Origin of the sequence: Pseudomonas sp. Z1-12 (genome assembly GCF_051132015.1) — a bacterium.
In the GTDB taxonomy this organism is placed as follows: Bacteria; Pseudomonadota; Gammaproteobacteria; order Pseudomonadales; family Pseudomonadaceae; genus Aquipseudomonas; species Aquipseudomonas zanjanensis.
Genome location: NZ_CP071647.1, coordinates 3,539,602 through 3,556,632, shown reverse-complemented (window position 1 = coordinate 3,556,632; position 17,031 = coordinate 3,539,602). Strand labels below are relative to the sequence as shown.

The 17,031-nt window shown below is 64.5% G+C and carries 18 protein-coding genes; 3 read left to right on the top strand and 15 right to left on the bottom strand.

All coding sequences use genetic code 11. From position 1 onward, the window contains the following. The first annotated feature begins 12 nt into the window (after positions 1-12). The 3 genes from J3P85_RS15095 (at position 13) to J3P85_RS15085 (ending at position 3,289) form a co-directional block, all read left to right on the top strand. Positions 13-1,029 carry an alpha-ketoacid dehydrogenase subunit beta gene (locus tag J3P85_RS15095; protein ID WP_250963194.1) on the top strand — a complete coding sequence of 339 codons (1,017 nt, stop codon included), beginning with the start codon at positions 13-15 and terminating at the stop codon, positions 1,027-1,029. Next, positions 1,029-2,141 carry an acetoin dehydrogenase dihydrolipoyllysine-residue acetyltransferase subunit gene (locus J3P85_RS15090; RefSeq protein ID WP_434702194.1) on the top strand — a complete coding sequence of 371 codons (1,113 nt, stop codon included), beginning with the start codon at positions 1,029-1,031 and terminating at the stop codon, positions 2,139-2,141. Before J3P85_RS15095 ends, J3P85_RS15090 begins: the two co-directional genes overlap by 1 nt. Before the next feature lie 83 nt (positions 2,142-2,224). Then, entirely contained in the window at positions 2,225-3,289 is a 1,065-nt protein-coding gene (locus J3P85_RS15085; RefSeq protein WP_225917632.1) for a 2,3-butanediol dehydrogenase, read from the top strand. A gap of 64 nt (positions 3,290-3,353) precedes the next feature. Here the strand turns inward: J3P85_RS15085 and J3P85_RS15080 are convergent, their stop codons facing one another. The 15 genes from J3P85_RS15080 to J3P85_RS15010 form a co-directional block, all read right to left on the bottom strand. Next, the gene (locus J3P85_RS15080) at positions 3,354-3,857 is read right to left on the bottom strand and encodes a DUF6644 family protein (RefSeq protein ID WP_434702193.1); all 504 of its coding nucleotides are present in this window, start codon (positions 3,855-3,857) and stop codon (positions 3,354-3,356) included. Beyond that, positions 3,857-4,207, bottom strand: coding sequence for a DUF6152 family protein (locus tag J3P85_RS15075; protein ID WP_434702192.1), 351 nt, complete (start codon positions 4,205-4,207; stop codon positions 3,857-3,859). The genes J3P85_RS15080 and J3P85_RS15075 overlap by 1 nt, the downstream gene beginning before the upstream one ends. Before the next feature lie 26 nt (positions 4,208-4,233). Next, the gene (locus tag J3P85_RS15070) at positions 4,234-4,788 is read right to left on the bottom strand and encodes a DinB family protein (protein WP_434702191.1); all 555 of its coding nucleotides are present in this window, start codon (positions 4,786-4,788) and stop codon (positions 4,234-4,236) included. A gap of 290 nt (positions 4,789-5,078) precedes the next feature. Further along, on the bottom strand, positions 5,079-5,996 hold the full coding sequence (locus tag J3P85_RS15065) for a dihydrodipicolinate synthase family protein (RefSeq protein WP_186704937.1): 918 nt from the start codon (positions 5,994-5,996) through the stop codon (positions 5,079-5,081). Between the two features lie 177 nt (positions 5,997-6,173). After that, positions 6,174-7,202, bottom strand: a complete 1,029-nt coding sequence (locus tag J3P85_RS15060) for a trans-3-hydroxy-L-proline dehydratase (protein WP_434702189.1) — start codon at positions 7,200-7,202, stop codon at positions 6,174-6,176. Between the two features lie 119 nt (positions 7,203-7,321). Then, positions 7,322-8,044, bottom strand: coding sequence for an amino acid ABC transporter ATP-binding protein (locus J3P85_RS15055; protein ID WP_092172955.1), 723 nt, complete (start codon positions 8,042-8,044; stop codon positions 7,322-7,324). Next, positions 8,037-8,687 (bottom strand): amino acid ABC transporter permease, encoded by a 651-nt coding sequence (locus J3P85_RS15050; RefSeq protein ID WP_186704939.1) that lies wholly within the window; start codon positions 8,685-8,687, stop codon positions 8,037-8,039. Before J3P85_RS15050 ends, J3P85_RS15055 begins: the two co-directional genes overlap by 8 nt. Positions 8,688-8,696: 9 nt before the next feature. Then, the gene (locus J3P85_RS15045; protein ID WP_434702188.1) at positions 8,697-9,362 is read right to left on the bottom strand and encodes an amino acid ABC transporter permease; all 666 of its coding nucleotides are present in this window, start codon (positions 9,360-9,362) and stop codon (positions 8,697-8,699) included. Beyond that, positions 9,355-11,133, bottom strand: a complete 1,779-nt coding sequence (gene lhpI, locus J3P85_RS15040; protein ID WP_434702186.1) for a cis-3-hydroxy-L-proline dehydratase — start codon at positions 11,131-11,133, stop codon at positions 9,355-9,357. Before lhpI ends, J3P85_RS15045 begins: the two co-directional genes overlap by 8 nt. Before the next feature lie 10 nt (positions 11,134-11,143). Beyond that, positions 11,144-11,962 (bottom strand): ABC transporter substrate-binding protein, encoded by an 819-nt coding sequence (locus J3P85_RS15035; protein ID WP_434702185.1) that lies wholly within the window; start codon positions 11,960-11,962, stop codon positions 11,144-11,146. A gap of 233 nt (positions 11,963-12,195) precedes the next feature. Continuing rightward, on the bottom strand, positions 12,196-12,945 hold the full coding sequence (locus J3P85_RS15030) for a helix-turn-helix domain-containing protein (protein WP_434702183.1): 750 nt from the start codon (positions 12,943-12,945) through the stop codon (positions 12,196-12,198). A gap of 286 nt (positions 12,946-13,231) precedes the next feature. Further along, positions 13,232-14,488 (bottom strand): FAD-dependent oxidoreductase, encoded by a 1,257-nt coding sequence (locus tag J3P85_RS15025; protein WP_434702182.1) that lies wholly within the window; start codon positions 14,486-14,488, stop codon positions 13,232-13,234. Beyond that, on the bottom strand, positions 14,485-14,721 hold the full coding sequence (locus tag J3P85_RS15020; RefSeq protein WP_434702180.1) for a 2Fe-2S iron-sulfur cluster-binding protein: 237 nt from the start codon (positions 14,719-14,721) through the stop codon (positions 14,485-14,487). The genes J3P85_RS15025 and J3P85_RS15020 overlap by 4 nt, the downstream gene beginning before the upstream one ends. A 191-nt stretch (positions 14,722-14,912) precedes the next feature. Further along, complete coding sequence (locus J3P85_RS15015) at positions 14,913-16,028, bottom strand: NAD(P)/FAD-dependent oxidoreductase (RefSeq protein ID WP_434702179.1); 1,116 nt, start codon at positions 16,026-16,028, stop codon at positions 14,913-14,915. Further along, positions 16,025-16,957 carry a 4-hydroxyproline epimerase gene (locus J3P85_RS15010; protein ID WP_186704946.1) on the bottom strand — a complete coding sequence of 311 codons (933 nt, stop codon included), beginning with the start codon at positions 16,955-16,957 and terminating at the stop codon, positions 16,025-16,027. The genes J3P85_RS15015 and J3P85_RS15010 overlap by 4 nt, the downstream gene beginning before the upstream one ends. Between the last annotated feature and the right edge of the window lie 74 nt (positions 16,958-17,031).

Below are 17,031 nucleotides of genomic sequence, written 5' to 3'. Positions count from 1 at the left end.
GAGAATTTCATCATGGCGAGAAAAATCAGCTATCAGCAGGCAATCAACGAAGCCCTGGCCCAGGAAATGCGCCGCGACGCCAGCGTGTTCATCATGGGTGAAGACGTGGCCGGTGGCGCCGGCGCCCCCGGTGAAAACGACGCCTGGGGTGGCGTACTCGGGGTGACCAAAGGCCTTTACGACCAGTTTCCCGGGCGCGTGCTGGACACGCCACTGTCGGAAATCGGTTACGTCGGCGCGGCGGTCGGCGCGGCCACCTGCGGCGTGCGCCCGGTGTGCGAACTGATGTTCGTTGACTTCGCCGGGTGCTGCCTGGACCAGATCCTCAACCAGGCGGCGAAGTTTCGCTACATGTTCGGCGGCAAGGCCTCCACACCCCTGGTGATCCGCACCATGGTCGGCGCCGGCCTGCGCGCCGCCGCCCAGCATTCACAGATGCTCACGTCGTTGTGGACGCACATCCCGGGGTTGAAAGTGGTCTGCCCATCATCGCCCTACGACGCCAAGGGCCTGCTGATCCAGGCGATCCGTGACAACGACCCGGTGATCTTCTGCGAACACAAGTTGCTCTACAGCATGCAGGGCGAAGTGCCGGAAGAGCTCTACACCGTACCGTTCGGCGAGGCCAACTTCCTGCGCGACGGCAAGGACATCACCCTGGTGTCCTACGGGCGGCTGGTCAACACCGCGATGGACGCGGCGCGCAACCTGGCCGGGCGTGGCATCGACTGCGAAGTGATCGACCTGCGCACCACCAGCCCGCTGGACGAGGACAGCATCCTGGAAAGTGTCGAGAAGACCGGGCGCCTGGTGGTGATCGACGAGGCCAACCCACGCTGTTCCATGGCCACCGACATCTCGGCGCTGGTGGCGCAAAAAGCCTTTGGCGCGCTCAAGGCTCCGATCGAAATGGTCACCGCGCCCCATACGCCGGTGCCGTTCTCCGACTCCCTGGAAGACCTGTACATCCCTGACGCGGCGAAAATCGAACAAGCCGTGCTCAACGTGATCGAGTGGAGCAAGCGCTGATGAGCCAGATTCATACCTTGACCATGCCCAAGTGGGGCCTGTCTATGACCGAGGGCCGGGTCGATGCCTGGCTCAAGGAAGAGGGGCAGGCCATCACCAAGGGCGAGGAAGTGATGGACGTCGAGACGGACAAGATTTCCAGCAGCGTCGAGGCGCCGTTTTCTGGAATCCTGCGCCGGCAGATCGCCCGCCAGGACGAAACCCTGGCGGTCGGCGCCTTGCTCGGCATCGTCGTCGAAGGCGAGGCCAGCGACGCCGAGATCGACGCGGTCATCGAGCAGTTCCAATCCAACTTCGTGCCTGGCGACGCGGCTGATGAGGACAGTGGTCCGAAACCGCAGAAAATCGAGTTGGACGGCCGGGTGATCCGCTATTTCGAGCGCGGCGAGGGCGGTACGCCGCTGGTGCTGGTGCACGGCTTTGGCGGCGACTTGAACAACTGGCTGTTCAACCATGAAGCCCTGGCGGCCGGGCGACGGGTCATTGCCCTGGACCTGCCGGGCCACGGCGAATCGTCGAAAACCCTGCAACGCGGCGATTTGGACGAGCTGAGCGGCGTGGTGCTGGCCTTGCTCGATCACCTGGACATCAACGCTGTGCATCTGGTGGGGCATTCCATGGGCGGGGCGGTGTCGCTGAACGCTGCGCGCCTGATGCCCCAGCGGATACGCTCCCTGACCTTGATCGGCAGTGCCGGCCTGGGTGCGCAGATCAACGGCAGCTACCTGCAAGGGTTCGTCGACGCGGCCAACCGCAACGCCCTCAAGCCGCAACTGGTGCAACTGTTCTCCAATGCCGAGCTGGTCAACCGCCAGATGCTCGACGACATGCTCAAGTACAAGCGCCTGGAAGGGGTGGACGCGGCGCTGCAGCAATTGTCAGCGACGTTGTTCGCCGACGGCCGCCAGCAGGCGGACCTGCGGGAAGTGGTGCAGGCCGGCCACGTGCCGACCCTGGTGATCTGGGGCAGCGACGACGCAATCATCCCGGCGTCTCACGCCGAAGGGTTATCAGCGCGGGTCGAGGTGCTGTCGGGCCAAGGCCATATGGTGCAGATGGAAGCGGCCGAGCAGGTCAATCGATTGGTTCTTGAGTTCATCGGACAGCATTGACCAAGCGGGCGGCGCTTGCATCGTCGCCCTATAAAAATTCTGGAGGCAACGCTATGAACGTTTCTATCAAGCCGACCCGCAGCATGCGCGCCGCCGTCTGGCATGGCCGCAACGACATCCGCGTCGAAGACGTGCCATTGCCGGTTTCGCCGCCCGCCGGTTGGGTGCAGATCCGCGTGCAATGGTGCGGCATCTGCGGCTCCGACCTGCACGAGTACGTGGCCGGGCCGGTGTTCATCCCGGTGGACGCGCCGCACCCGCTGACCGGGATCAAAGGCCAGTGCATCCTTGGCCATGAGTTCTGCGGCGAGATCGTCGAACTGGGTGCCGGCGTCGAAGGTTTCAGTGTCGGCGAGCCGGTGGCGGCGGACGCCTGCCAGCACTGCGGCACCTGCTACTACTGCACCCATGGGCTCTACAACATTTGCGAGAACCTGGCGTTCACCGGGTTGATGAACAACGGCGCGTTCGCGGAGCTGGTCAATGTCCCGGCGAACCTGCTCTACAAACTACCGGCTGATTTCCCCGCCGAGGCCGGTGCGCTGATCGAGCCACTGGCGGTGGGCATGCATGCGGTGAAAAAGGCCGGCAGCCTGCTGGGCCAGAACGTTGTGGTGGTGGGGGCCGGGACCATCGGTTTGTGCACGATCATGTGCGCCAAAGCGGCTGGCGCAGCCCAGGTGATTGCCTTGGAAATGTCCGGGGCACGCAAGGCCAAGGCCCTGGAAGTCGGGGCCAGCCATGTGATCGATCCGAACGAGTGCGACGCCTTGGCTGAAGTTCGGCGCCTGACGGGTGGCCTGGGTGCCGATGTCAGCTTCGAGTGCATCGGCAACAAGCACACCGCCAAGCTGGCCATCGACCTGATCCGCAAGGCCGGCAAATGCGTGTTGGTGGGGATTTTCGAGGAACCGAGTGAGTTCAACTTCTTTGAGCTGGTCTCCACGGAGAAGCAAGTGCTGGGCGCGCTGGCCTACAACGGTGAGTTCGCCGACGTGATTGCCTTCATCGCCGACGGACGCCTGGACATCTCGCCGCTGGTGACCGGGCGCATCCAGTTGGAAGAGATCGTCGGGCAGGGCTTCGAGGAGTTGGTCAACAACAAGGAGCACAACGTGAAAATCATCGTGTCTCCCGCACGGATCTGAGGGCGCCCGGGTGGGCGATTTGGCGATGGCCGGCAGCGGCCATCGCTTCTTTTTCAGGTGTGGTTCAGGTGTAGGCCAGCAGGCGGCCGCAGAGTATGACCACGATCCATAGGACTATGGAGACCAATGCCTGGGCCTTGGCCAGGCCGGGTGCCTTATGGCCGGTGTTCCATCGCTGGACGGAGCGGTAGGTGCCAACGTGGAACAGCAGGGCGTTAAGGCCTGCTGCCGCGATCAGGTACAGCTTGAGGATGAAGACGTTGTTGCCGGCAAAGTCATGGGGGTGAGCACTGAACATCATCAACCCCGCAGGCACGATCAGCAGCAGGGCCGCAATCGCCCAGGGTAGCAAGTGGCGGGCCAGGGCGGTCACGGCGATGCCCTTGGACAGCCCGAGGACGCGCAGGTCGAACATCACCACCGCGCCCACCAATATCGAAAAGCCGATGATGTGCACCACTTCCACCAGCGGATAGAGCCACAGCTCGCTGCGCATGGCCAACGCCAGGGACGAATCGCCCAACTGGTCCATCCAGCCTTGGGGCGCGCCTGCCGGGGAGGCCTGCATCAGCGCAACTCGGTGGTCTTGCCGTCGATGGTGATGCGTTCGGCGCGTAATTCGTCGGGTTTGTTGCGGTTTGCATAGCCGACTACGGTGGCACTGTTACCTGCCTTGAGCATCTCCTTGCTCAGCCCGCGATTCTCCATGCGGGACGGCGGGGCCAGCACGACGGTCCAGGTTTTGTCGGTGGTTTGCAGGCGCACGTAGCCATGGGGATGGGAATAGCCGGCTTCCTTTATCGTGCCGTCGAGCGTCAGGGGGTTGCTGGCGTCGTATTCGCTCCAGCCGTGGTGGGCGAGTGCCGCCGTGGTGATCAGCATCAACGCCAAGCCGATGCTACGAAGAATGAAGTTCATGGCAAGGTCTCCTTTGGGGGGGCGGATCAACCTGGCAGGTATTCGCGCCAGACCCGCCGCTCATCCAATTGAAGCAGTTGTTCCTCGTCGTTGCGAAACGGTTGGTCGCAATCGAGAAAAAACTCATCGAGTTGTGGCGGCGCGACGTGGGTGGCGCTGAGCATGCCGTGGACCTGTCCACGATGATGGATCTGATGCTCGAACAGGTGCAACAGCAGCCGGTCGATTCGTTCATGCACCACACCGTCGACACGCACCAGATCGACAGAGCGGGCCAGGTCTTGCTCCCGCAGGGCTTCGCAGAACGCCACCAGCCGCTGGTCGGTCTGGGTCTGGTTGTGCATCAGGTGGGCAAAGGTCAGGGTTTCGGAGAAGTCCTTGTTCTGGCCGTCACGGTCGCCTTCCAGGGCGGTGAGGTAATAACGGTCCACTTCCAGGATGTGGCAGAGCGTGGCTTGGATGGACGGGAAGAATCCCGTGCGCGGCGCCGCGTAGTCGGCCTCGCTCAACTGCGCGCAGGCGCCGAGCAGCCTGTGGTTGGCCCATCGATTGTTCAGGGCCTGGGCCAGGAAATAGTTCATGGGAACCTCCCTATCATCCGCCACAAACTCTGTGGGAGCGGGCTTGCTCGCGAAGACGGCGGTACATCCAGCATAGCCATGTCAGATAGACCGCTTTCGCGAGCAAGCCCGCTCCCACAGGTTGGGTCGCATGGGCTCATTCTTGTGTGTTCACCGCAAATCCATGTGGGAGCGAGCTTGCTCGCGATGAGGTCGGCACATCCAGCATAGCCGGCTCAGACAGATCGCTATCGCGAGCAAGCTCGCTCCCACAGGGGGATCTTCAGCTGCCTTGCGGGGTAGGTCTGGCCTTAAAGCCCCACATCCGGCAACACCGGCCGATTGGCCAGGGCCTTGGCCATGATCTGCTCCACATACACCCGGTCCGCGTCCGGCAGGGCCAGGCGCGGTGGGCGGGTGAGGGCGCTGCCGCGGCCGGCGATGGCTTCGCACAGCTTGATGCATTGCACCAGGTCGGCCCGGGCGTCCAGGTGCAGGATCGGCATCAGCCATTCGTAGATCGGCATCGCTTCGGCGAACCGTCCGGCGCGGGCCAGGCGGAAAATGGTCTCGCCTTCCTGGGGGAACACGTTGGACATGCCCGAGACCCAACCTTCGGCGCCCACGGCAAGGCTTTCCAGCACCACGTCGTCGAGACCGGCGAACAGCACGAAGCGATCGCCGACTTCATTGCGCACGTCGATGAAGCGCCGGGTGTCGCCGGAGGAGTCCTTGAAACACACGACGTTGTCGCAATCGGCCAGGGAAATCAAAATGTCCGGCGTCACGTCATTCTTGTAGATCGGCGGGTTGTTGTAGACCATCAGCGGCACGTCGGCATGGCGGGCCACGTAGCGGAAATGTTCGGCGGTCTCGAAGGGCTTGGAGCCGTAGACCAGCGCCGGCATCAGCATCACCCCGTCGACACCGACCTTGCGCACCGCGTTGGCAACCTTGGCGGCCTGCACGCTGGTGAACTCGGCCACGCCGCAGATCACCGGCACCCGGCCCCGGGAGGCGTCCACCGCGACTTCGGTCACGGCGATTTTTTCCTCGGCGCTCAGGGAGGTGTTTTCCCCCACCGACCCGCAGACCACCAGGCCGGAAACGCCATCGCGAATGACGTTGGAAATCACTTGATGGGTTTTTTCCAGGTTGATGGAAAAGTCATCGTTGAATTGGGTGGTGACGGCAGGGAAGACGCCGCTCCAGTTGATGCGTTTGCTCATGGGTTGTCTCCGTTTTTGAAAGTGCTTTTGTGGCGAGGGAGCTTGCTCCCGCTGGGCTGCGAAGCGGCCCCAATAACTACCTGGCAACTCGGTGTGTCAGGCAAATCCAGAGGGCCGCTTCGCGCCCCAGCGGGAGCAAGCTCCCTCGCCACAGGGGGATGTGCAACGCTCAAGAAGTCATGCGCCGGGCCAGGTGTCCGAAAGCCGATAGCCCTGGGGCCACGGATCGGCCGGGTCGAGCAGCAACTGATGGGTCCCGGTGATCCACGCCCGTCCGGCGATGCACGGATAGATCGCCGGGCGTCCGGCCACCTCGGTCAGTGAGTCGATGCGGCAATGGAATTCGGAACCAATGATCGAACGGCCGATAAACCGCTCGCCCACCTGCATCAAGCCCTTGGCCTGCAACACCGCCATGCGCGCCGAGCAGCCGGTGCCGGTGGGGGAGCGGTCGATCTTGCCGGGCTGGATCACCACGGCGTTGGCGCCCGTAGCGATGCCGTCCTCACGGACAATGGGTGCGGCGATCTGGCAGAACGAGATGTGCGACCAGCCGGGGTTCAGCGGGTGCACGAAGCCCAGCTGTTCATTGGCGGCGCGGGTGATCTTCAAGCCCACGGCCACCAGCTCGGCGGCTTCATCGGGGCGAATGGCAAAACCCAGGCGTTGGGCATCGACGATGACAAAGCTGTCGCCGCCGTAGGCGGTGTCCACCTGCAACGAACCCAGTCCCTCGACTTCGATCCAGGCGTCGAGGCGGTCGGCGAAGGAGGGTACGTTCTTGATCTCGACCCGTTGCACCTTGCCGTCGCGGCAGTCGGCCACGGCTTCGATCAGGCCGCCCGGGGCTTCCAGCACCAGGCGGGTCTGGGGTTCGGTCATTGGCAGGATGCCGCTGTCCAGCAACACGGTGGCGACGCACAGCGAGTTGGAGCCGGACATCGGCGGGGTGTCGGCCGGTTCCATGATGATCCAGGCCATTTGCGCCCGCGGGTCCTTGGCCGGCACCAGCAGGTTGACGTGGCGGAACACCCCGCCGCGGGGCTCGTTGAGAACGAAGTTGCGCAGGGTCTGGTCCTGGGCGATCCAGCGTGACTGCTCCCACACCGTGGCACCGGGGGGCGGCGCGACACCGCCGACGATCACATCGCCGACTTCGCCTTCGGCGTGGCAGCTGATGACATGGATGATTCTGGATGAGCGCATGGGTCAAATCCTTGTGTTGTCTGGTTGGGCCTCATCGCGAGCAAGCTCGCTCCCACAAAGAGCTCTGTGGTGTACACAAGTCCGTGTGGGAGCGAGCCTGCTCGCGAAGGGGCCATCGGCTATTTCACCGACTTGAGAAAAGCCGCCGTCTCCGGCTGCACCGGATTGCCAATCACCTGGTCCGGCGGCCCGATCTCATGGACCCGGCCATTGCAAAAAAACGCCACGCGGTCGGACACGTCCCGGGCGAAGCGGATCTCGTGGGTCACCAGCACCATGGTCATGCCGTCCTCGGCGAGCATGCGCATGGTGTCCAGCACTTCGCCCACCAGTTGCGGGTCCAGCGCCGAGGTGGCTTCGTCGAAGAGCATGTAGTCCGGCGACATCGCCAATGCCCGGGCGATGGCCATGCGCTGTTGCTGGCCGCCGGAAAGCTTGCCGGGGAAGGCCTTGAGTTTGTCTCCCAGGCCCACGTGCTCAAGCTGTTTCACCGCCAGGGCCTCGGCGTCCTGTTTGCTTTTGCCCAACACCTTGCGCGGCGCCAGCATCACGTTTTCCAGCACGGTGAGGTGGGGGAAGGCGTTCCATTGCTGGAAGACGATGCCGATCTTTTGCCGCAAGCGATTTAGGTCGGTGGCGCGGTCATGGACCTCGATGCCGTCCACGCGGATGCTGCCTTTCTGGATCGGCTCCAGGCCGTTGATGCACATCAGCAGGGTCGACTTGCCAGAGCCGGAACCGCCGATGATCGACACCACTTCACCCTTGTCCACAGTCAGGCTCACACCCTTGACCACTTCCAGGTCACCGAAGGACTTGTGCACGTTTTCGATCTCAATCATTTTCCTGCCACCTTCTTTCCAGGCGTGCGCCGAGGCGGGCGACCACCAGGCTCATGACGTAGTAAATGAGGCCCGCGATGCACAGCACCAGCAGGGGTTCCTGAATGCGCGTGACGATGGTTTGCGAGGCCCGCAGCAATTCGACGATGCCGATCCACATCACCAGGGCAGTGTCCTTCATCACACCGAGCACCAGGTTCAGCCAGCCGGGAAAGGCCACCCGCGTGGCAATCGGCAGGACGATGAACCGCAGGTCCTGCCCATAGCTCAGGCCCAGCGACCGGCTGGCCCGACGGGTGCTCAACGGCACCGCCAGCACGCCACCGCGGACGATCTCGGTGAAGTACGCGGCGGCGTAGATCCCCAGGACAATGCAGCCGACGGCAAACGCGCTGAGGTTCAGGCCGACGATGCTCTTGAGGGAATTGAACAGCACGAACTGGATCAGCAGCGGCACGCTGCGAAACACGTCCAGCAGCCAGGCCAGCGGCAGGCTGGCTCGCGGCAACAGCGCCCGCAGCAGGCCAAACAGCAACCCGGCGAAGGTGCCCAGCAGGATCGACCACGCGGTCAATTGCACGGTGACCCAGGCCCCCTCAAGCAGATACAACACGTCGTTAACGGTAAGGCTTGTAGAAAACATGACCCGCCCTCAATAACGAAACAGCCGCCAGGACAACAGCCGGGCCAACCCGACGATCAGCTTGGCGATCAGGTAATACAGCAGCGCCGCGAGGGCGAAGTATTCGAAGGTGCGGAAGGTCTTGACGTTGTATTCCTGGGTCACGCCGGTGAGGTCGTTGTTCAGGCCGACCACCACCCCCAGGGACGTCATCAGCACCGCCCAGACCATCTGGTTGGTCAGCGGGTAGAAGACGATGCGCAACAATTGCGGGACGATGATCATCCGGTAGGCCTGGAAGGCGCTCATCCCCAAGGAGCGGGCGGCACGCATTTGCGTACTGGGCACGGCCTTGAGGCCGCCGCGAAAGTTTTCCGCCAGGTAGCCCGCGTTGTTGAAGGTGATACCGGCCAGCAAGGCCAGCCAGGAACTGACGTGCAGCTCGAGGGAGCCGAGGCCGAAGTAGAGGATGTAGATCTGGAACAGCGAGGGCGTGTTGCGAGCGATGGATACCCAGCCATTGCCCACGCCCCGCAGCAGGCGATTCGGGGCCTGGCGCATCACCGTCAGCAGCAGGGCGATCAGCACGCCGAAAATCATCGACAGCGCGGCGGTCTCGAAGGTCACCCAAGCCCCGGCGAGCATGTCGGGCAGGGCGCGCAAGGCCGGGCGCCATTGGAAGCTGTAGTCAAACATGGGTCGGACTCCCCGTGCGGGCAGTGGGTTGCAGCCACGTCGGCGGCTGGCCGTGGGTCGCGGCAGTGCAGGCGGCCTCGACGCAGTCGGCGAGGGCGGCAAAATGCACCCCGCGCCCGACCAGGCCCGGTGCGTAGTGGGCGTATTTGCCGGAGTTGGTCATCAACGTGGTGGCGTGGGGCGGGATCACCGGCTCACCCAACATGCACCAGCAGGTGTCGGTCACCAGCACCGCGCCGAAGGCTTCGATGGCAGTCAGGTATCCGGCGTTGCGCGCTTGTTCCAGCACTGCTCGGCCGCAGGTGATGGCCAGCACCACATACGGATGCTTGATCCGGCCCGCACATAACGTCGCGAGGGCGGCGAATTCGCTGAGGGAGAAATGCGGATTGCCCAGGGACACCACGTCCACCCAGTTGTCCCGGGCGCTGTTGAGCTCGCGCCAACTGGCAAGCAGGCTTGCGGCATCGACGCTTTCCTGCGGCACAGTGACGTCGCTCGCCAGGACCGCAGCCGGGTCGAGGGCTTCCGGGGTGACCCCGGCGATGTGGAACAACGGTGCGGCGCTGGTGGTGGCGAACGCGGCACCGAAGGCCTTGAGATCGTCCAGGGTGGGCGCGGCGTGTTCCAGCCCACGTATCAGCGGAATGCGCCGGCCCGCCAGGCTGCCGATGTGATAGCCCAGCAGCGGATAGAAACTGTCATCGACCTGACCCAGCGTCGGCACGTCGACGATCAGTTGGGCCTTGCGCGAGTCGTCGAGATGGCAGCCGATCAACGGTGCCCGTCCGCACAGGGCGATGCAGATGTCGAGGAAGTCCGGGTACTTCTGTGTGCGCGCACCCAGCACGCTGTTGGCGTAGACCACCGCGTTGGACTCGGCCCAGACGATCTGTTCGCCGGCCTTTGGCGCGGTCTCCAGCAGGTAGGGCGCGCAGGTAAAACTCAGTTGCGCGCCCATCGCCATGTAGGCATCGCCCAAGGCACTGGCCGGTTCGCCCAGGGCTGGATCGACGCCCAGTTCCCGCCAGCGCCGCTGGTCCACGGAAATGGCATTGAGGGTGGTGGGGACGCGAACCTTCGCCCCCCACTGCACCAGTTGTTCGGCAAAGCGCAGGCTGGCCGGGCCGGTGTAGATGCAACCGTCGATGTGGGCCTGGGTCACGTCCAGCAATTGCGTGGCGCCCTGGATCTGGGCCATGCGCAGCACGATGTGCATCGCTACTTGGGCCGCCTTGCCGTGGGTACCGTCGAGCAATGCCCGGTCCTGTTCGCTCAGGTCCAGGGTCGAGAACGTGGGCGACGCCGACGGTGCTTGCGAACCTTGCCAACCGTCGTTCGGGCGGCGCCCGGTGAGGGTCAGGACATCGCCTTCGAGGCGGACAAAACCCTGGCCACGCAACCCATTGAAGGCCTCGTGTCCCACGCACAACACCGGCAGGGACCGCTGGAAAATCACCTGCGCCACCAGCACGCCCAGGGTCAGGATTTCATCGGCTTCGGCCAACACCAGGGCGGCGGGTGCGTGGCCGTTGCTGATCAGTTCCATCAAGACGCTGCTGCCGGTGCAGGAGCCGCGTCCGCTGGGAATCGCCAAGACGCGCCCGGCCAGGCGCTCGCCGCTCAAGGGATGGTGGCGGTCGATGACCTCGCCACTGGCCGGATCGACCCCGCCCCAGAAACTCAGGCCCACCTCGGCGAACAGCAGGGCACCCTGGGCGGCACCCTCCACCAGGCTGCGGCCTTTCACACGGACAGGCGTGCTTGGCATGGGCCGATCCTCAGTAGTAGACCTGGGGAACGGTCAGGTTGGCCGGCGGGATGTCGGTGCCGACCCATTTGACGAACAGCTCGTTGTAGCGACCCGTGCGCACCTGCTGGTTGACGAAGAGGTTCAGGTAGTTGAGCAGGCCGTACTCGCTGCGTTTGGCGCCGAGGGACACGTAGTCGATGACGTAGGGGGCGTCACCGGCAATCTTCAAGCCCTTGTATTTGCCCGACTTGAGGGTCGCGGCGGCGACGGTGTTGGTCACCACGGTGGCATCGATGTGTCCCTGGGCGACGGCCAGCAGGGTGTCGTTCTGCGATTGATAGGCGCGGAAGCTGCCGCTGCCCCAGCTCTTCTGGTCCTTTTCCAGGGCGATGGCTTCGTAGGTGCTGCTGGTGTTACCCAGGTTCTTGCCCTTGAGGTCGGCGTAGCTGTTGATGCCGGTGTTGTCGCGGGTCAGCACCACCATCTGGAAGGCGAAGTAGGGCACGGTCAGGCCGACGGTCTTGGCCCGCTCCAAGGTGTCGGAGGTGGAAGCGACGATGACATCGGCGCGGCCGGACAGCAGCGCGGGAATTCGGTCGGAGAATGGGGTTTCCACCACTTCGGCATCGACACCGAGGACCTTCGCCAGGTCGTGGCAATAATCCACGTCGAACCCCGCCGGTTTGTTGCTTTCATCGCGAAAGCCCATGGGTGGGAAGTCCAAGGTCACGGCGCAACGTAGCTTGCCGGAGCCGATGATGTCGTCGAGCTTGTCGGCGTGGGCGGGGGCCATGAAAAGCGGGGTGAGGACAACGCTGAGGGCTACGGCCAATGCAGGGTTTTTCATAAATGCCTCGCTGTCGAATAAATGCGGTGAGATATCGTATTGAGGATTTCGTATACGATATTAGATAAGCAATCAGCATGCCTGTTTTGACCTGAGGCGCCGTAATGGCATTGGAGGGTTGATCTAGAGGTGTTTTCGCCGAGCGGTGGCGCATCAGGGCAAGTTGCTACGTTGGCCTGGGGTGTTACAGATGGGAGCAGCCATGGGATCTGACGCCCCATCAGGGAACACGATCAGCGCTGATTCTCACGGTATTGGCTCGGCGACAGGCTGGTCAGGGCCCGGAACTGGCGGCTGAAGGCGCTGTGGTCGGTATAACCGCAGCGCAGGGCGATCTCGGTGATCGGCAGGTCTTGGTCGAGTAACAGCCGCGAGGCTTCCTCCAGGCGTGCCTTATGGATCATCTGCCGTGGGGTGAGTTGGAAGATGCGTTTGCAGTGCCGCTCCAACTGCGCCACCGACAATTCAGCAATGGCGGTCAGCTCGGCAAGGCTGATGGGGCGGGCGAAGTGCTGCTTGATATGAGCGTCCACTGCCGCCAGTTTGTGAAACGCCGGGTGGCTCGATTGCGGCAGTTGCAGGTCGCGGGAAATGCCGGCCAAGCCGACGATCTGGCCGCTTGGGTCGTGCAGGGCGAGCTTGTGGGTCAGGCACCACACCGGTTGGTTGCCGTAATACAAATGCAGTTCGAGCTGGTCGGCCAACTCCCGCCCGCTGGCCAGCACCCGGCGATCCTGTTCGGTGTACAGCGGGCCGAACCGCTCGGGAAACACCTGCTCGGCAGTGAGACCGAGCAGGCCGCCGCTGTGTTTGAAACCGCAGCGCCGGGCCAGGGTCTGGTTGACGAAGGCGTAGCGGGCCTGCCGGTCCTTGATGAAAAACACCACGTCGGCGAGGGTGTCCAGCAGCGGGGCGATGGGTTGCAGGCTGCGCAACAGGGTGTCGAGGTCGCAGGGGGCGAGGGAGGTGAGCGAGGGGTACATGGCCGGCTTCGTCTTTTTTGTGGGAGCGAGCTTGCTCGCGATAGCGGAGTGTCAATCGAAAATGGAGTGCCTGTCACGCCGCTATCGCGAGCAAGCTCGGCTCCCACAGGGTTCCGGTGTGTTCACAGATCCGGGGGGCATGGCAGTCCCCTGTGGGAGCGAGCTTGCTCGCGATGACGGCGGCACAGTCAACATTACCGCAAGCTGACTCACCGCTATCGCGAGCAAGCTCGCTCCCACAGGGGATTTGTGGTGGGTGCAGGTCAGCGTGGGATGTGTGTCGGGGTCAGGTGGGTGGGGTTTCTTCCAACTCCAGCAGGGTCTCGATCCGCGCCGGGCTGAAGGGCGGGCGAGGTGCCGGTGGTGTCCAGCCGAACAGGTGTTCCAGGGCTGCGCCGCACACTCGGCCTTGGCAGGCGCCCATGCCGCAGCGGCTGGCCAGTTTCGCTTCGCGCCAGTTTTCGTGGCCGACCAGTTCGCCATAAGGCACGTCTTCACAGCGGCAGACCAGGGTGTCGCCGCGGGCCAGGGACTTGAGCCGTGGATCAAGGGCGAAGGCCGTGTTCAAGGCCCGGGCGAAACCTTGCCAACGCGCGCGGCGAGGCCATAGCTGCTGGGCGGCTGCGCTATTGCCGACGGCGGCATGGCCGGCAATGGCGCCCTCCACTAATGCCAGTTCGCTGCCGCCGAAACCGGTGCATTCCCCGGCGGCGTAATGGTCATGGCGCGTGGTCGCTTGCCAGGCGTCAACCGCCAGCGCCTGGCCTTCAACCGCGCAGCCCAGGGCCTGGCCCAACTGGGTATTGGGAATGAGCCCGAAGCCACAGGCGAGCCGGTCGCAGGCCAATTCAATCGTCTGGCCTTGCTGTTGCAGACGCACGCCTTCGAGCCGTTCCCGACCGAGCGCCTCCACCACGTGGGTGTCGGTTCGGTAGTGCGAATCGAACAAACTGAACGATTGGAAAAGCTTCCCCGGCCAGCGCGGCAGTTGCCCGGCGAAACCGGCGACGGCGCCAAAGCGGGCCTGCTCGGCGATGCGCAGCACCTGTGCGCCTTGATGCTTCGCCGTGGCGGCGCTGGCCAACAGCAAGGGGCCGCTGCCAGCGATGACCAGCCGTTCGCCGCGCACCGGCAAGCCGCCCTTGATCAGCGCCTGCAAGCCGCCAGCGCCGGTCACGCCGGGGAGGGTCCAGCCGGGGAACGGCAGCAGCAACTCACGGGCGCCGGTGCAGAGGATCAAGCGTTCGTAGCGGATCTGCCAGCCTCGCTCGGCATCTTCCACCAGCAAGGTTTTATCCGCCGCGCAGGCGATTACGCGAGTGCCGGCATGGCAGCGGACGTTGGCACAGTTTCGCAATTGATCGCGCAGGTGCCGGGCTGCGCTGGGCAGGTTGGCCTGGGGACCGTCGCGCCAGATCTGCCCGCCGGGCAGGGGGTTGTCGTCCAGCAACACGATGTGTGCGCCGCTGCTCGCCGCAGCGAGGGCGGCAGCCATGCCGGCGGGGCCGGCGCCGATGATCAGCAGGTCGGTGGCTTCGTTCATGGTAGGGTCTGCACCTGCATGCCATCGAGGCACAGCGTCTGGCAGGCCAGGCGGCGCCGGCCATCGATCAGCACCCGGCATTCCTGGCAGGTGCCCATGCCGCACATCGGCGCTCGACGCTGGCCGCTGACCGAGGTGCGACTGCAACCGTCCGCGCCCAACGCCAATGCCGCCGCGACGCTGGTGCCGTTGGCGACTGACAGCGGGCGGCCATCCAGGAACACTTCAGGCATGGGTCCAATCCTCCTTGGCTAAGCGAATGTCGTGAGCGCACCCAAAACCTGTGGCGAGGGAGCTTGCTCCCGCTCGATTGCGCAGCAATCGCAAAAATGTCGGGTCTGCTGCGCAGCCCAGCGGGAGCAAGCTCCCTCGCCACAGGGGGTTAACCCTATCCCCGGACCCAGCAGGGGATGTGCGTCGGGCTTCAGGCATGGGCCGGTTCTCCCAAAAAACGCTGCGGCAGGTAAGGTTGCGCGGCCAGTGGCGAGGTTTCGTGGAACAGCTGTGCCACCAGCAGATCGGCCGTCGCCGGCGCGGTGGTGACGCCCAACCCCTCGTGACCCACCGCCAGCCACAACCCCTTGCGCTGCGGATGTTGGCCCACCAGGGGCAAGCCGTCGGGGCTCGCCGCGCGGAAACCGGTCCAGGCCCGGATGCCGTTCAGATGCGCCAACCCAGGCATGTAGTCGACGGCGCGCTTGAGCATCTTCGCCAACATCCAGCCTTCCACCTGCGGGTCGACGGTGCCGAACTGTCGAGAGGCGCCGATGAATAATTGCCCGGTCGGGCGCGGCTGGATATTGCACGCCACCGACGGCCCGCTCGCGTTGTGGGCGCTGGTGACGTAGCCCAGCTCCACCAGGGTGTGGGTGATGGTGGCGGGGTAGCGGTCGGTGATCAGCAGGTGGCCCTTTTTCGGCTCGATGGGCAGTTCCGGGCACAACTCGCTGGCTTGGATACCATTGGCGAGCACCACCGCATCGGCGCTCAACCAACGCCCGTCGTCGAGGCGCACACGAGTCCCGTCGACTGCGCTGACTTGTGCCCGCTGCTGGCGAATCTTGGGCGCGTCCAACATCCAGCGCGCGGCGGCCGGGGCGTAGAGGATGCCGTCGCCCTTGATCAGCAGTCCGCCTTCCAGCCCTGGGCGCAGTTCGGGTTCGAGCTGATGCAGGGCGGCGCGGCCGATCAGCTCACAGGCTTCGCCATGGGCCAGCAGGTTCAGGTATTTGCTGTGGGCCACCGCCATTTCCTCGGCATTGGCCGCCAGCCACAAGGTGCCGTTGTTGCGCCAGGCACAATCGGCGGGCAGGGCTGGCGCCAGTTCGCGCCAGCGCTGCAGGGAGTATTGGCTGAGGGCCAGTTCCGCCGGGTTGTCATCCAGCACCAACAAATGCCCCATGCCAGCCGCCGTGGCGCCGTGCCAACCGGCGTCCAGCACCAACACGTTGACGTTGCGCCGGGCCAATGCCTGGGCGCAGGCCGCACCGATAATGCCCGCACCGATGATGATCACGTCGGCGACATGGCCCTCGCTCACAGACGAATGCCCCAGGCGAACGGGTCATCCGCTTCGATGATCAGGGTGGTTTCGGCGCTGATGTAGGCGCGACCGCGAATGGTCGGCACGATGCGCTCGCCCGCCTGTTCGTAGGAGCCTTCGAACTCGCTGCCAATGACACTGGCCTGGCGCCAGATCTGCCCGGGTTGCAGTTTTCCATCGGCGGCCAGGCACGCCAGTTTGGCGCTGGTGCCGGTGCCGCACGGGGAGCGGTCATAGGCCTTGCCCGGGCAGAGCACGAAGTTTCGGCTGTCCGCTTGCGGGTCGTCGGCAAACAGTTCGATGTGGTCGATCAGGCCTCCGTCCTCGCCGCGAAAACCCTGTTGCTCCAAGGCTTGCTGCACGGCGTAGGTGTAGGCGGTCAACGCGTCGAGGTTATCGCCGGCGACACGCTGGCCATGCTCGGCGATCAGGAAAAACCAGTTGCCGCCCCAGGCCACGTCGCCCACCACCGGGCCGATGCCGGGCACCTCCAGGGCCAGCGCCTGGCGGTAACGGTAGGCCGGCACGTTGCGCACGCTGACCGAGCGGTCTTCGTGCAACGTGGCCTGTACCGTGCCCACCGGGGTTTCGATGTTGTGCACGCCGGGGCCGATCCTGCCCAGGTGGGCCAGTGACGCCACCAGGCCGATGGTGCCGTGGCCGCACATGCCCAGGTAGCCGCTGTTGTTGAAAAAGATCACGCCGGCACAGGCGCTCGGGTCCACCGGCTCACAGAGCAGCGCCCCCACCAGCACATCGCTGCCCCGGGGTTCGAGCACGCAGGCGCTGCGCCAGGCGTCGAACTCCGTGGCCAGGCGTTGCTTGCGCTCGGCCATGCTGCCCTGGCCCAGGTCAGGAAAACCGTCGGTGACCAGGCGGGTCGGTTCGCCGCCGGTATGGGAATCGATCACGGTGATGCGTTTCATGGGAGGCCCACGTCCGTTCAGATGAGTGACGGTAAGCGTGGCCCGCGCCAGGGGATGACGGCTTGAGGGTTTTA

Bases quoted from the DNA above. Each gene is read 5' to 3' on its own strand.
- J3P85_RS15095 (WP_250963194.1), top strand. From the start codon at position 13: ATGGCGAGAAAAATCAGCTATCAGCAGGCAATCAACGAAGCCCTGGCC.
- J3P85_RS15090 (WP_434702194.1), top strand. From the start codon at position 1,029: ATGAGCCAGATTCATACCTTGACCATGCCCAAGTGGGGCCTGTCTATG.
- J3P85_RS15085 (WP_225917632.1), top strand. From the start codon at position 2,225: ATGCGCGCCGCCGTCTGGCATGGCCGCAACGACATCCGCGTCGAAGAC.
- J3P85_RS15080 (WP_434702193.1), bottom strand. From the start codon at position 3,857: ATGCAGGCCTCCCCGGCAGGCGCGCCCCAAGGCTGGATGGACCAGTTG.
- J3P85_RS15075 (WP_434702192.1), bottom strand. From the start codon at position 4,207: ATGAACTTCATTCTTCGTAGCATCGGCTTGGCGTTGATGCTGATCACC.
- J3P85_RS15070 (WP_434702191.1), bottom strand. From the start codon at position 4,788: ATGAACTATTTCCTGGCCCAGGCCCTGAACAATCGATGGGCCAACCAC.
- J3P85_RS15065 (WP_186704937.1), bottom strand. From the start codon at position 5,996: ATGAGCAAACGCATCAACTGGAGCGGCGTCTTCCCTGCCGTCACCACC.
- J3P85_RS15060 (WP_434702189.1), bottom strand. From the start codon at position 7,202: ATGCGCTCATCCAGAATCATCCATGTCATCAGCTGCCACGCCGAAGGC.
- J3P85_RS15055 (WP_092172955.1), bottom strand. From the start codon at position 8,044: ATGATTGAGATCGAAAACGTGCACAAGTCCTTCGGTGACCTGGAAGTG.
- J3P85_RS15050 (WP_186704939.1), bottom strand. From the start codon at position 8,687: ATGTTTTCTACAAGCCTTACCGTTAACGACGTGTTGTATCTGCTTGAG.
- J3P85_RS15045 (WP_434702188.1), bottom strand. From the start codon at position 9,362: ATGTTTGACTACAGCTTCCAATGGCGCCCGGCCTTGCGCGCCCTGCCC.
- lhpI (WP_434702186.1), bottom strand. From the start codon at position 11,133: ATGCCAAGCACGCCTGTCCGTGTGAAAGGCCGCAGCCTGGTGGAGGGT.
- J3P85_RS15035 (WP_434702185.1), bottom strand. From the start codon at position 11,962: ATGAAAAACCCTGCATTGGCCGTAGCCCTCAGCGTTGTCCTCACCCCG.
- J3P85_RS15030 (WP_434702183.1), bottom strand. From the start codon at position 12,945: ATGTACCCCTCGCTCACCTCCCTCGCCCCCTGCGACCTCGACACCCTG.
- J3P85_RS15025 (WP_434702182.1), bottom strand. From the start codon at position 14,488: ATGAACGAAGCCACCGACCTGCTGATCATCGGCGCCGGCCCCGCCGGC.
- J3P85_RS15020 (WP_434702180.1), bottom strand. From the start codon at position 14,721: ATGCCTGAAGTGTTCCTGGATGGCCGCCCGCTGTCAGTCGCCAACGGC.
- J3P85_RS15010 (WP_186704946.1), bottom strand. From the start codon at position 16,957: ATGAAACGCATCACCGTGATCGATTCCCATACCGGCGGCGAACCGACC.